This window comes from Actibacterium sp. (assembly GCF_041584535.1).
In the GTDB taxonomy this organism is placed as follows: domain Bacteria; phylum Pseudomonadota; class Alphaproteobacteria; order Rhodobacterales; family Rhodobacteraceae; genus Actibacterium_D.
Window position 1 is genome coordinate 1 of sequence record NZ_JBFHDW010000030.1, and the last position, 13,862, is coordinate 13,862.

Annotated in this window: 12 protein-coding genes; 4 read left to right on the top strand and 8 right to left on the bottom strand. The window is 63.4% G+C overall.

The window, feature by feature from the left end:
* Positions 1-16: 16 nt before the first annotated feature.
* From lpdA to ABYW26_RS02815, 5 genes are all read right to left on the bottom strand, one after another.
* The gene (gene lpdA, locus ABYW26_RS02795; protein ID WP_372603240.1) at positions 17-1,411 is read right to left on the bottom strand and encodes a dihydrolipoyl dehydrogenase; all 1,395 of its coding nucleotides are present in this window, start codon (positions 1,409-1,411) and stop codon (positions 17-19) included.
* Positions 1,412-1,680: 269 nt separating this feature from the next.
* Positions 1,681-2,256: a DUF924 family protein gene (locus ABYW26_RS02800; protein WP_372603241.1), complete on the bottom strand. Its 576-nt coding sequence runs from the start codon at positions 2,254-2,256 to the stop codon at positions 1,681-1,683.
* 81 nt (positions 2,257-2,337) lie between these two features.
* A complete protein-coding gene (locus tag ABYW26_RS02805) occupies positions 2,338-3,594 on the bottom strand; it encodes an MFS transporter (protein ID WP_372603242.1) in 1,257 nt (418 codons plus the stop codon).
* 92 nt (positions 3,595-3,686) lie between these two features.
* Positions 3,687-4,736 carry a tRNA preQ1(34) S-adenosylmethionine ribosyltransferase-isomerase QueA gene (gene queA / locus ABYW26_RS02810; protein ID WP_372603244.1) on the bottom strand — a complete coding sequence of 350 codons (1,050 nt, stop codon included), beginning with the start codon at positions 4,734-4,736 and terminating at the stop codon, positions 3,687-3,689.
* A complete protein-coding gene (locus ABYW26_RS02815) occupies positions 4,733-8,029 on the bottom strand; it encodes a DUF3971 domain-containing protein (protein WP_372603245.1) in 3,297 nt (1,098 codons plus the stop codon). Before ABYW26_RS02815 ends, queA begins: the two co-directional genes overlap by 4 nt.
* Positions 8,030-8,137: 108 nt before the next feature.
* Here ABYW26_RS02815 and bcp point away from each other — a divergent pair, with 108 nt between their 5' ends.
* From bcp to ABYW26_RS02835, 4 genes are all read left to right on the top strand, one after another.
* Entirely contained in the window at positions 8,138-8,599 is a 462-nt protein-coding gene (bcp, locus tag ABYW26_RS02820) for a thioredoxin-dependent thiol peroxidase (protein ID WP_372603246.1), read from the top strand.
* Between the two features lie 20 nt (positions 8,600-8,619).
* Positions 8,620-9,435, top strand: a complete 816-nt coding sequence (locus ABYW26_RS02825; protein WP_372603253.1) for a ferritin-like domain-containing protein — start codon at positions 8,620-8,622, stop codon at positions 9,433-9,435.
* A 167-nt stretch (positions 9,436-9,602) separates the two neighbouring features.
* Positions 9,603-10,928: a DUF5930 domain-containing protein gene (locus tag ABYW26_RS02830; RefSeq protein ID WP_372603247.1), complete on the top strand. Its 1,326-nt coding sequence runs from the start codon at positions 9,603-9,605 to the stop codon at positions 10,926-10,928.
* On the top strand, positions 10,918-11,508 hold the full coding sequence (locus ABYW26_RS02835) for a polymer-forming cytoskeletal protein (RefSeq protein WP_372603249.1): 591 nt from the start codon (positions 10,918-10,920) through the stop codon (positions 11,506-11,508). The genes ABYW26_RS02830 and ABYW26_RS02835 overlap by 11 nt, the downstream gene beginning before the upstream one ends.
* Here ABYW26_RS02835 and ABYW26_RS02840 read toward each other — a convergent pair.
* The 3 genes from ABYW26_RS02840 to ABYW26_RS02850 all read right to left on the bottom strand — a co-directional run.
* Positions 11,505-12,275 carry a DUF2189 domain-containing protein gene (locus ABYW26_RS02840; protein WP_372603255.1) on the bottom strand — a complete coding sequence of 257 codons (771 nt, stop codon included), beginning with the start codon at positions 12,273-12,275 and terminating at the stop codon, positions 11,505-11,507. The two genes, ABYW26_RS02835 and ABYW26_RS02840, sit on opposite strands and share 4 nt — an antisense overlap.
* Before the next feature lie 114 nt (positions 12,276-12,389).
* Positions 12,390-13,517 (bottom strand): peptide chain release factor 2, encoded by a 1,128-nt coding sequence (gene prfB, locus ABYW26_RS02845; RefSeq protein ID WP_372603250.1) that lies wholly within the window; start codon positions 13,515-13,517, stop codon positions 12,390-12,392.
* 123 nt (positions 13,518-13,640) lie between these two features.
* On the bottom strand, positions 13,641-13,862 hold a 222-nt coding region (locus ABYW26_RS02850), incomplete at its 5' end, for a hypothetical protein (RefSeq protein WP_372603252.1).

Consider the following 13,862-nt stretch of genomic DNA (forward strand, 5'->3'; position numbering starts at 1 on the left):
CGGCGAAGGCCCGCAGTCAGATATGCAGCGCCCGGCCGTAAGCGTCGAGCACCGCCTCGTGCATCATCTCCGAAAGCGTCGGATGCGGGAAGACCGTCTCCATCAGCTCGCCCTCGGTCGTCTCGAGCGTGCGGCCCACGACATAGCCCTGGATGAGCTCGGTCACCTCGGCGCCGATCATGTGGGCGCCGAGCAGTTCGCCGGTCTTGGCGTCGAACACCGTCTTCACCAGCCCCTCGGCCTCGCCGAGCGCGATCGCCTTGCCGTTGCCGATGAACGGGAAACGGCCGACCCTGACCTCGTAGCCGGCTTCCTTGGCCCTGGCTTCGGTGAGGCCGACCGAGGCGACCTGCGGATGGCAGTAGGTGCAGCCGGCGATGGTGTTCGGCTTGATCGGATGGGCCTTCTTGCCGGCGATCAGTTCGGCGACCATCACGCCCTCGTGGCTGGCCTTGTGAGCCAGCCACGGCGCGCCGGCGAGATCGCCGATGGCATAAAGCCCCTCGACCCCGGTGCGGCAGAAGGCATCGGTGACGACATGGGTCCGGTCGATCTTGACGCCCAGCGCCTCCAACCCCAGCCCTTCCACATTTCCGACAATTCCAACCGCCGAAATCACCGTATCGACGTCGATCTTTCCGGTTTTCCCGCCATGTTCGACATGTGCCGTCACCTTGCCCTTGCCGCGGTCGAGCTGCTTGACCATGGCGCCTTCCATGATCGTCATGCCCTGCTTCTGGAACGCCTTTCTGGCGAAGGCGGAAATCTCGGCGTCCTCGACCGGCAGGATGCGGTCCAGCACCTCGACCACGGTCGTCTCGGCGCCCAGCGTGTTGTAGAAGCTGGCGAACTCGATCCCGATGGCGCCCGAGCCGATGACCAGAAGCTTCTTGGGCATCCGCGGCGGCACCAGGGCATGCTTGTAGGTCCAGACCAGATCGCCGTCGGCCTCGAGCCCCGGCAACTCGCGGGCGCGGGCACCGGTGGCCAGCACGATCGCCTTGGCGGTCAGCTCTTCGGTGCCCTTGTCGGTCTTGACCGACACCTTGCCCTTGGCGGGCAGCGTCGCCGCGCCCATGACCACGGTGATCTTGTTCTTTTTCATCAGGTGGCTGATGCCGCCGGACAGCTGCGCCGCAACCCCGCGCGAGCGTTTCACGACCGCATCCAGATCATAGCCCAGGTTATCGGCTTTCAGGCCGAATTCCTTGGCCCGATGCATCAGGTGGAAGACTTCCGAGCTGCGCAGCAGAGCCTTGGTGGGGATACAGCCCCAGTTCAGGCAGATCCCGCCCATGTGCTCGCGCTCAACAATCGCCACGTTCAGGCCCAACTGAGCCCCGCGGATCGCCGCAACATAGCCCCCCGGACCGGCGCCGATTACGATCAGATCAAAACTCTTGGCAGCCATCGGCCCCTCCTCCAAATCAGAACTGTTGTGGCATTAAACTATTATTTTTCAAAATTCAACACTTTCGTGCCGAACCCGCCATGCCACGCGCCATTTCTGCCTGCTTTCACGGTTTACCCGCCACGCCACCCCTTTAATTTTCGCCACGCTCAAGTCGCTATGGTTGGGCCTGAAATTTAGTGTTTAATGATTAAACTATCCCAAATCTCACCAACATATCACACTGATTACAGCAACTTAGATACAAAGATCATCGCGCCTTCCCGCGATCAAGCGGCCCGCAGCTGTTCGACAAACCGCATATACCCGCCCTCGGACAGGTATTTTTCCTCTTCTGCGCTATTCTCACGGGACAAGGCAGCATTGCGATGCGGGAAACGCCCATAATGGCGGATCACCTCGCGATGCGCCCGCGCATGCAACAGTTTGTCCGGCCCACTTTCGCGCATCGAGATCATGATCAGTCGCACACAGCGGTCCTGATCGCTGATCATTTCGGAATGCATCAGCGGCATGTAAAAGAATTCGCGCGCGGGTTCGGGAATGCGCAGATCGAACTCCATCGCGATGGCGTGCTTGGCCGCAGCCCGCGCCATCCCATCGGTGGCAAAGGCGCGCGGATCGTTGCGGAACATGTTGCGCGGGAACTGATCGGTCACCAGCAGATAGGCCAGCGTGCCCCGGGGATCGGTCAGCCACTTGTGCAATCCGCCGGCATGCGCCTCGGCCCAGAGATCGCCAAAGCGATCCCGCACCTTCGCATCCAGCTCTTCGCCGCCAGCATACCAGCCGGTCGGCCCGACTTCGTCCAGCCAAAACCGGATCACATCCTCAGGCGTTTGCATTGTTGCCTCCCTCGTTCCTGCCCTACAGCCGAGCGTTTCAGAACTCGTGCCTTCCCGCAAGAAAATTAGAGAGAGTGCGCCTCAATCCAACTCGGCCGCATCGACCACGCCCTCGGCAAAAACCTCTTGTGCGACCTCGACTGCAACCGGCGATGCGCCCGGATAGACCGGCGTATAAACCCCGGTGTGATCGACCTGCGGCGAGGGCCGTTGCGTCATCCGCCAGACCGCATACCCGGCCAGCGCCGTCATCAGGCAGCCGATGAACAGGAAGAACCCGCCAGGGCCGGTCTGGCTCATCATCCAGCCGGTGATCGGCGGTCCGGCCACCGCGCCCAACCCGTTCAGAAAGATCAGCCCGCCCGAGGCCGCAGCCATGTCTTCAGGGGGCATAAAGTCGTTGGTATAAGCGATCACCAGCGCATACAGCGGGTTGGTCATACCGCCAATCACCGCCGAGGCCGCCACCAGCGCCCAGAAATTGCCGCCCAGCAGCAGCCCAAGCCCCGCGCCCAACGCCCCGACGACAGCGGCGCCAAAGATCAGGTGGCGGCGATCCATCCGGTCCGACAGCCAGCCGATCGGATATTGCAGGAACAGCCCGCCAACGAACATCGCCGCGATAAAGACCGAGATCTGTTTCAGCTCCAGCCCCGCCTGCACGCCGTAAACCGCTGCCATCCCCAACAGCGCCGAATAGACCCCGCCCAGCAGGAAGGTGCCGACACAGCCCAGCGGCGAAATCTTGTAAAGCCGCTTGATCGACAACGGCGCGGTGCGCTCGAACGCCGGGATCGGCACGACCGACAGCAGGATTGGCGCAAAGGAAATCGACACCAGAACCGACGGCACGATGAACAGGATAAACCCGGACGGATCGCCAAAGCCCAGAATGCCTTGCGCCGCCACCAGCCCCAGCATCTGCACGATCATATACAGCGATAACGCCTGCCCGCGGGTTTCATTGCTGGCGGAATTGTTCAGCCAGCTTTCCGCGGTGACATAGACCCCGGAAAAGCAGAACCCGACCACGATCCGCAGCACGATCCATGCCAGCGGATGCGCAAAGGCCGGAAACAGGATCAGCGCCGCCGAGATGAACGAGGCCAGCGCCGCGAACACCCGCACATGGCCAACCCGGCGGATCATCTCGGGCGTCAGGCGCGACCCCCCGAGAAAGCCAAGGAAATAGCCCGACATCACCAGCGAGATTTCCAGCGTGGAAAACCCCTCGATGCCGCCGCGTATGCCCAGCAACGTGCCTTGCAGGCCGTTGCCGATCATCAGCAACAGCACACCCAGCAGCAAGGCCCATGAACTGGCCAGAACTTGAAACACGCGCGCCTCCATAGGGGTCGGAGTTTTGCTCTAGCATTCTGCCGCCCGCCCCTATGCGCCGCCGGCGACGCATCGGCGTCGGAAAGCGGCGGCTAAGGGATCAACAGCGACGCATCGCCATACGAGAAAAACCGATACCGGTGTTCTACCGCATGGGCATAGATCGTCCGAACCCGCTCGACCCCGATCAGGGCCGAGACCAGCATCATAAGCGTGGATTTCGGCAAATGGAAATTTGTCATCAGCGCATCGGCAATGCGGAAGTCATAGCCGGGGGTGATGAAGATATCGGTCTCGCCGGTCCAGGCGGCGATGGTGCCATCTTCGCGCCCGGCGCTTTCGATCAGCCGCAGCGCGGTGGTGCCGACCGGAATGATCCGGCCCCCGGCGGCGCGGGTGGCGTTGATCTGCTCGGCGGCGGTCTGGGTGACCTCGCCCCATTCGGCGTGCATCTTGTGCTGGCTGACGTCATCGACCTTGACCGGCAGGAACGTGCCCGCGCCGACATGCAGGGTGACTTCGGTGAACTGAACGCCCTTATCGCGCAGTTGCGCCAGCAGCGCCTCGTCGAAATGCAGGCTGGCCGTGGGGGCGGCGACCGCGCCGCTGTGACGGGCGAACACCGTCTGGTAATCCTGCTTGTCCTGCGCATCCGCCGGGCGTTTGGCGGCGATATAGGGCGGCAGCGGCATGGCCCCGGCCTCGGCCAGCGCCGCGTCGAAATCGGCGCCGGTCAGGTTAAAGGACAGCACCACGCCCTCGGCATCGCGGCGGTCGACGGTGGCGCTCAGCGCGTCCGAGAACACCACGGTTTCGCCCTCTTTCAGCTTGCGCAGCGGTTTCGCCAGTGCCGCCCAGCGCCCGCCGGGACGCGGTTCCAGCAGCGTCAGTTCGACCTTGGCCTCGACCATCCCCTGCGGCGTCATCCGGGCGCGGCGCCCGAACAGGCGGGCCGGGATCACCTTGGTGTTGTTCAGGATCAACCGGTCCCCCGGCCGCAGAAATTCGGGCAGGTCATAGACATGGCAATCGCGGATCTGGTCGCCCTTTGCCACCAGCATCCGCGCGGACGAGCGCGGCTTGGCCGGCCGGGTGGCGATCAGGTCTTCGGGCAGATCAAAATCGAAATCCGACAGCTTCATTGCGGCAACCCCGGCGGCGGGCGGCGGAAAATCTCGCGGAACATGCCCGGGGTCAGGATCGACAGCGGATTGACGCTGACCTTCGGCGCACGGGCATCACCGCTAAGGTCATAGTTGAACCCGAACAGGCCCTCGCCACGGCGGCTGAAAATCTGGCCGATGCCGTTCAGCACATAGATCGGAGAAATCACGCCCTGCATGTTGATCCCGTTGGTCTTGAAATCCATCACCCCCGCCATCGAGATGCCCAGCGACGGGCCGACGGCGCTGCCTCGTTTGACCTCCAGCCCCTCGGGCGTCAAGCGAAAGCGCGATGACACTTCGCTGAACATCAGGCCTTCGCCATCCAGCATCTCAAGGATGCCAACCACCGAGATCGCGCTGAGGAGTTCCGCCAGCGCGGGCGCACCCTTGACGCGGGTGCGCTGAATTTCCAGCTTGCCGTCATAGGCGCCGGGCGTGCCCAGCGGCGCCAACAGCATGTCCATCGTGCCGCCGTTGGATTTCTCGAAAATACCGGCGCCGCGCATCACCCCGCCTGCGTCATCGGACACCACGCGAATGGCAGTGCCAAGATCGGTCGGTGCCAGCGTGATCGTCACCGGCGCGCCGCCCACCACGGTGCCGCTCAGCTTGCCACTCAGACCGCCCGTGGTGGTCAGGTTGCCGCGCACCCCGGACAGCGCAATGCCCGACGACACCCGCAGCCGGTCCAGCGCGACCGAGATCGGCCCGGTTCCCGTGCCACTGCCGGGGGCCGAGCTGCGGATCAGCGGGCTTTGCCGCAAATCCACCGCGCCGCCCAGAATCTGCACCTCGGGCGCGGCATCGGCCCCGCGACCGACCAGCGTGATCGGCGCATCCAGCCACGCGCCCAGCGTCACCCGCTCAAACGTCGCGGCGTTCAATGTGCCGTCTTCCTTCATCTGCACCGCGCCGCCGGTGGCGGTCAGGCCGGTGGCCGAGAATTCCAGACTGTCCACCACCGGCGGCTGCGCCAGACTGCCCGAGACCTCAAGACTGCCAGTCTTGTTGGCCGGTTTCGACCAGCCCAGACTGTCCAGTTGCAGGCCGACACGGTTCAGATCGGAGCTCAGCCGGAATTTCGCCGGGCTGCCCTTGCGCAGGTCCAGCCGGATATCGGCCAGCCCCTGCCCGGTGACGCTGCCGGGCGGCAGGCCGATGCGGAACACCTCTACCGCTTGTTGCGACAGGGTAACGGTGCCTTCGACGGTGCTGTTGCCGCGATGCTCGGGGCCGATCTTTTGTGTCCAGTTGCCGCGCACCGGCACCCCGTCCAGCGCCGCCGTGCCGCCGATTGACAATTCCTGCGTGTCGGCGCGGATTTCCAGCTGATCCGCCGTCAGAATCCGCCCCCGCACCAGCTTGTCCGAGCGCACACCGCTCAGCGTGCCCTCGACCTGATAGCGCACTTCGTTGGGCTGGGTGCCTTTGACAAAGGGCAGCCACAGATTTGCAATCACCTTGGCCCGGCCTTCGGCCAGATCGACCGGCTGTCCGGCCTTGGACAGGATATTCAGCGGCGGCTGATCCAGCAGCGACAGCATCGCCTCGATTGAACTGTCGGTATGCAGCGTGATCTGCCCCTGCGCCGGGCGCTGGCGGATGTCGGGCACCTGAACCACGGTGCCCGCCGCATCGACGCTGCCGCCTTGCGGCGCCGCAACGGTGCCGCTGTTCAGCACCATGGTAAAGCTGTTGTCGATGATCGACGAATAGCCATAGCCGTTCTGCACCGGCGGCATGGTTTTCATAAAGCGCACATCGGCATCGCGGAATTCATAGGTCAATGATGCGACGGGCCTGGCCCCCGGCACCAGCCGCAGCGCGCCCTTGACGTCAAAGATCAGACCGCCCTGCACGTTATCGGCCACCCATTTCCGGGTGTTGGGCACCACGTCGACCGGCCACAATTGCAGCAGGCGCTGATCCTCAATCTGGTTCAGCGCCACGTCCAGCGCCACGTTCCAGCCCTGATCGCCCGCCGTTACCCGCCCCGAGCCGCTGTAATCGGCGCCCTCGGCATCGGTCAGCACTGCCTGCCCGATCGTCGCGGTGAACGGATCCAGCGTCAGCTTGAAATCCACCGCCCCGGCGTTGAACCGCGCCGGTTCCGCGAACACGCCCTTAGGGGTCAGCGTCACCTGCCGCAGCCGCATTTGCGTGGTCATGCTGGTGGGCCAGCCGTTGACCTCGTCCCGCAGATAGGCGTGGCCTTCGGCGGTCAGGCTCAGCGCGTCGGTCTTGACCGAGACCTCGTCCATGGTGATGCGCTTGGCGGCAGGGTCATAGCTGAAATAAGCCTTGCCGCGATCGAACCGGATCGGCGGTGTGCCATCCTGCGGGGTCAGCGCCCCGGCGCCGATTTCCAGCGCGGCGCTGAGCGGTGCCAGCGTGCCATCGGCCGACACCCCGGTGCGCAGCGCCCCCGAGATCGGCGCGTCGATCACCGATAGAAACGCCAGCGCCGGCGATTGCGTGGCGATGTCGCTGGCGGAGACGTCGCTGAAATTGGCCGAGATGCTGGATTCGGGCGAACCTTTGAGGGTCTCGAAACTCATCGCGACCTCGGACGGGGTGCCCTTTTCATTCTGCAGCGAAAAGAACAGCTGCGCCGACAGGCTGGTATCTGTGTGGTCCAGCGTCATCAGACCATCGCGCACCTGCCAGAACCGCCCGGCCCGCGCGTCGGCATAGGCGACATGCAGCGCCTCGACACTGACCGACTCGACCGAGGCCAGCGCCGGCAGCGCGAAGATCGTGTCGATCTTGTCCAGAACCTGACCCATCGACTCGGCGGTGACCGAGCGCACCGAGTCGCCCAGCGCCAGATCGAAATCGCCATCGGCCTTGCGGCGCAGAACCAATTCCGCCCCATCCAGCGCCACCCGCCGCACCGCGATCTGCCCGTGCAACAGCGGCTCGGTCGCCAGAGTCACGGTCAGATCGGGCAATTGCGCCAAGGGTCGGCCGCTGGCATCGCGCACGCCAACATCGGCGAAATAGACCCGCGGCACCCCCGCGCGTGAAAACCGCACCTTGGTGCGGCCCAGCGACAGGTCCATCGGCGCCAATGCCGCATCCATGCGCGCCTCGATCCGCGCGGTCATCCAGTCCGGCAGGATCACCACCCGCCCGGTCAGCGACATCACCGCCACCAGAAACACACAGCCCAGCACCGCCAGCGTCATCATCAGCCACAGGCCAAAGCGCCCGGGCCGCCACGGGCTGGGTTGGGTCGGCTTGGGTTGGGGTTCGCTCTGATCCATCATGGGCCGAAAGGGCGCTCTCTTGCTCTTGCCTCTGCGGGCTGCGGCACTATCCTCGCGCTTGGACCCTAGATCATATGGGCTTGTCAGCGAAAGAGGAAAGGAGCTTCGATGCCTCAGACCGGCGAAACCGCACCGGATTTCACCCTGCCCCGCGACGGAGGCGAAACGGTCACCCTTTCGGCCCTGCGCCCGGCGCCTGTGGTTCTGTATTTCTATCCCAAGGACGACACGCCCGGCTGCACCACCGAGGCGCTGGATTTCACCGCGCTGAAGGATGAATTCGCCGCCGCCGGGGCCAGGGTGTTCGGGGTTTCCCGCGACACCGTCGCCAAGCACGAGAAATTCTGCGCCAAGCACAGCCTTGGCATTCCGCTGCTGTCGGACGAGGACGGCGCCGTGTGCGAGGCTTACGGCGTCTGGGTCGAAAAGAACATGTATGGTCGCCAATACATGGGCATTCAGCGCGCAACCTTCCTGATTGATGGCGCCGGGCAGATCGCCCAGATCTGGCCCAAGGTCAAAGTCACCGGCCACGCCGCCGAGGTTCTGGACGCGGTGCGCGCCCTGTGAGCGATCTTTCCCTTGCGCAAATGGCCGATCAGGTGCTGCGCACCGCCGATACGCAGGAAAAAACCGCGCTGTCGCGCCGCCATGCCGCAGCGTGGTTCGCTGCGCGGGCCGCGGGCACGCCGCCCCAAATCGGCACCGCCACGCCGCCCGATCACCCGGCCCGCCCTGCCAAGCCGGCGCTGCTGGACCCGCGCGACGTGCCGCGCCGTCGGCCGCATACCCGCAACGGTCGGCTGGCGATCCTGCATGCGGTGGCGCATATCGAACTGAACGCGGTCGATCTGCATTGGGACATCATCGCCCGCTTTAGCGATGTGCCGATGCCGCTGGGATTCTATGACGACTGGGTCAAGGCGGCGGATGAGGAATCAAAACATTTCAACCTGATCTGCGACTGCCTTGCCGGGATGGACAGCTATTATGGCGCGCTGGATGCCCATGCCGGGATGTGGCGCGCCGCCGAGGATACCGCAGGCGACCTGATGGGACGGCTGGCCGTGGTGCCGATGGTGCTGGAGGCGCGCGGTCTGGATGTCACGCCCGGCATGATCGCGCTGTTTGAAAAAGCAGGCGTCGATCAGGTCGTGAATGCGTTGAAGGTGATCTATGCCGAAGAGGTCGCGCATGTGGCCTATGGCTCGAAATGGTTCCACTTTCTGTGCGGCCGCGACAACCTTGACCCGAAAGACGCGTTTCACAGGCTGGTGCGGCGCTATTTCCCCGGCGATCTGAAACCGCCCTTCAACGAGGAAAAACGCGCCGAGGCCGGGATGCCGCCCGATTTCTATTGGCCACTGACCGGTGAAGACGCCGCAGAATCAGCCGCCAGCGTCTAAATCGGCGAATTTTCGCCAGTAAATGTTCCGTTAATCCGCCGACGCGAAACTAAATAAGTCAAAATTGTTGCAGGCTTGTCGCTGTTTGGCCTATTCAAAGCGAGCTATGCGCCGGGGGTGGGACAGACCTTGCCGCGCGAAAGAAAAGTCTGACGGGGCAAGACGGTTTGAAAACGACGATTTTCCTGCGGTTGCACGCCGCGCTCGAGCGGTATCTGCCGGAACAGCGATTGTTCCTGCGGTCCGACCACGAAACGCGCTTTATCCGGCTGCGCTCGGAAACTCAGCTTGTGGTCCTCGTCGGCAGTGCTTTGACCGTCGCCTGGACCATCGTCGCCACCTCGATCCTGCTGATGGATAATATCGGCGCCGGCAGCCTGCGCGATCAGGCCCAGCGCGAACAGGCGGTTTATGAACAACGTTTGAACGACCTTGCCTCTGAGCGCGACCTGCGCGCGGGCGAGGCGCAGAAGGCTCAGAAACGCTTTACCCTTGCGCTGGCCGAAGTCTCAAAAATGCAGTCCGAACTGCTGCGTTCCGAGGATCGCCGCAAGGAACTGGAAACCGGCATCGACGTGATCCAGTCCACCCTGCGCCGCACCATGACCGAACGCGATGGCGCCCTGGCCAAAGCCGCGGGTCTGGAACTGAGCCTGTCGCGCAAGACCGGATCGACCCGCACCCCTGAAGGCCGGATCGAAGACATGCGCCAGACTGTCAGCTTTCTGTCTGACGCTTTGAACCTGACCGCGACCGAGCGCGACGCCGTCGCCGCCGAGGCGGCCAAGGCCTATGATCTGGCCTCGTCGCTGGATTACGACCGCCAGCTTTTGCAGAACCGCAACGATCAGATTTTCAGCCAGCTTGAAGACGCGATGACGATCTCGGTCGAGCCGCTGGACAAGATGTTCCGCGCCGCTGGTCTGAACACCGATACGCTGCTGGATCAGGTCCGGCGTGGTTATTCCGGTCTGGGCGGCCCGCTGACCCCGATCGCGATCTCCAGCCGGGGCGAAGAACCGCTGGACCCCGACAGCCTGCGCGCCAACAGCATTCTCAGGGAACTTGACCGGCTGAACCTGTATCGTCTGGCCGCCGAGAAGACCCCGTTCGCAATTCCGCTGAAATCCTCGTTCCGCTACACCAGCGGTTTCGGCCCGCGTTGGGGCCGGATGCACGAGGGCACCGATTTCGCCTCGGCCTATGGCACCCCGATTTATGCCACCGCCGATGGTGTCGTCATCCACGCCGATTGGTCGTCCGGATATGGGCGGCTGGTCAAAATCCAACATGAATTCGGCATTGAAACCCGGTATGGCCATATGTCCAAAATTCGCGTGAAGGTCGGCCAAAGGGTCTCGCGCGGGGACCAGATTGGTGATATGGGGAATTCCGGCCGCTCCACCGGGACCCATTTGCATTATGAGGTGCGCGTCGGTGGCAAACCCGTTAATCCCATGACTTATATCAAGGCAGCCAGAGATGTTTTCTAAAAGCAGGATCAATGAGCCCGGCCCGAAACAGGCCCCTGAAACCGATAAGACCAAGATGCCCGAGGCTGCCAAGCCTGCGATGCCATCGGCTCCGCTTGCGGACAAGCCGGTCAGCACCGCCGCCAAGCCCAAGCCGCCCGCATCGGTTCTGTCGACTGACCTGACCGTCAAAGGCAATCTGCGCACCACCGGTGACATCCAGATCGAAGGCACCGTCGAAGGCGACATTCGCGCCCATATGCTGACGGTCGGCGAAGGCGCCACCATCCGCGGTGAAATCATGGCCGACGATATCGTCGTCAACGGCCGGGTGATCGGTCGCGTGCGTGGCCTGAAGGTCCGCCTGACCTCGACCGCGCGCGTCGAAGGCGACATCATCCACAAGACCATCGCAATCGAAAGCGGCGCCCATTTCGAGGGCTCGGTTCAGCGTCAGGACGACCCGCTGTCGGGTCAGGGCCAGCCGGTCAAGAAACCTGCGGCTCCGGCGGCAAAAACCGAACAATACTCCGGGTTCCAGACGATTCGACGGGCGCCCTTTGTGGCGCCCGTTGTCGTTTCAGCGCCCTACCCGCCTTAGTGCAGCGCGCGCTTATACAGGTGCCATGTCGCATGGCCCAGCACCGGCAGCACCAGCAACAGCCCCATGAACATCGGCACCATGCCGATGAACAGCAACAGCGTCACCATCACCCCCCACAGCGCCATCGTGCCGATATTCCTGAGCGAGGTCTGGAAGCTGACGATCATGCCGGTGACGAAATCAATCTCGCGGTCCAGCAACAGCGGCAGACCGACCACGGTGATCGCAAAAATCAGTGCCGCCAGCGCCGCCCCGACCAGCGACCCCACGCCCAGCATCATCAGCCCGTTGGTGGTCAGATAAACCTCATACGAGCTGGAGATATTGGTCATTGTCGACAGGCCCAGAAACAGCGCGAAAATCATGTGGCCGATAAAGGACCAGAACAGAAAGATCAGCACGATGATCGCGCAGATCGACGGCAATTGCCGGTTCTTCTGCCGCCAGACCACGCCGACGATCTCGCGCCAGACCAAGGGTTGCCCCAGATCCAGCCGGTGACTGACCTCATACAGCCCCACCGCCGCGAACGGACCCAGCAGCGGAAAGCCGAACACTGCGATCGCCAGCCAGTAAATCTGCCCGGTCCAGCGGGTCAGCCAGAACAGCGCGATACCGCAAACCACGTAGAACCCGCCGAAAAACGCGCCATAGACCGGGGCCGCCAGAAAATCGCGCCATCCCGCGCTCAGCGCCGCCCACAGGTCTGATGTGCTGATCAGCTGAATTTCCGGTTTGGCCGATGCTTGCGGCGCATCCGTCATGGTCATGGTTCGTCCTCCCTCGTGCCCAGCGGGCAGGCAGAGCATGACCGGCAATCGTCGATCAATCAACCAAAACGGAATGTGTCTCTGTCGCTATTTTTTACCGGGCGCGGATCAATCGTCGCCCTGTGCCTCGGCCCGGCTTTTCCCGGCGACGTTCAGCGCCAGTGTCGCGGCCATAAAGCCGTCCAGATCGCCGTCCAGCACGCCCTTGGTGTCCGAGGTCTCGTGACCGGTGCGCAGGTCCTTGACCATCTGATAGGGCTGCAACACGTAGCTGCGGATCTGGTTGCCCCAACCGGCGTCGCCCTTGGCCTCGTGCGCGGCGTTGATATCGGCGGTGCGGCGGTCCAGCTCCATCTGATACAGGCGCGATTTCAGCGCCTTCATGGCGATGTCGCGGTTCTGGTGCTGGGATTTCTCGGAACTGGTCACGACGATCCCGGTCGGAATATGGGTGATCCGCACGGCCGAGTCGGTGGTGTTCACGTGCTGACCGCCCGCCCCTGATGACCGGTAGGTATCGACGCGGATGTCCGAGGGGTTCACCTCGATCTCGATATTGTCGTCCACCACCGGATAGACCCAGACCGAGCTGAACGAGGTATGGCGTTTCGCGGCGCTGTCATAGGGCGAAATCCGCACCAGACGGTGCACGCCGCTTTCGGATTTCAGCCAGCCATAAGCGTTGTGGCCGGAAATCTTGTAGGCGGCGGATTTGATCCCGGCCTCGTCCCCGGCGCTTTCCGATTGCAGTTCGACCTTATAGCCCTTCTTTTCGGCCCAGCGCACATACATCCGCGCCAGCATCGACGCCCAGTCACAGCTTTCGGTGCCACCGGCACCAGCGTTGATTTCAAGGAAGGTGTCGTTGGCGTCGGCCTCGCCGTCCAGCAGCGCCTCAAGTTCCTTGGCGGCGGCGGTTTCGCGCAACGACGACAGCGCGGCCTCGGCCTCGCGGATCACGTCAGCGTCGTTTTCCATCTCGCCCAATTCGATCAGTTCGATATTGTCGTCCAGATCGCGGCTGATGCCCTTGTAGGTGTCGATGGAATCCAGCAGCGCCTGACGCTCGCGCATCAGCTTTTGCGCACCCTCGGGGTCGTTCCACAGCTCGGGGTCTTCGACGCGGGCGTTGAATTCTTCCAGACGAAACTCGGCGGTTTCCCAGTTCATCCGCTGCGCCAGCAGTTTCAGGGATTTGCGGATATCCTCGACTGTGTTTTGCGTCTCGGCGCGCATGGGGAAACCTTATTGTTAGTGTAAACTCAGAGCGAGGTGATAGCCGCTTGGGCCGGGACGGGCAAGGGAGCTGTGGCGCGCCGGGCGGCGTTTTTGCCTGCCGCGCGCCCGCCCGCGATCAGATCAATACAGCCCGCCCGAAGACACCGAGCCAAAGCTGGCTTTCGGTCCCACGGTCGCCTTCTTGCCAGTCGAGGTCGTGACCACCGCGCCCGAGTCGGATTCCCCCGGCTCGAACAGCGGCAGGTCCGACCCCATGGCAAAGCCGCCATCGACCAGCGCCGCCATGCCGAACAACGGATCTTCGCCATCGCGGAAATATTCGGCCACGACGTTTTCGCCCTC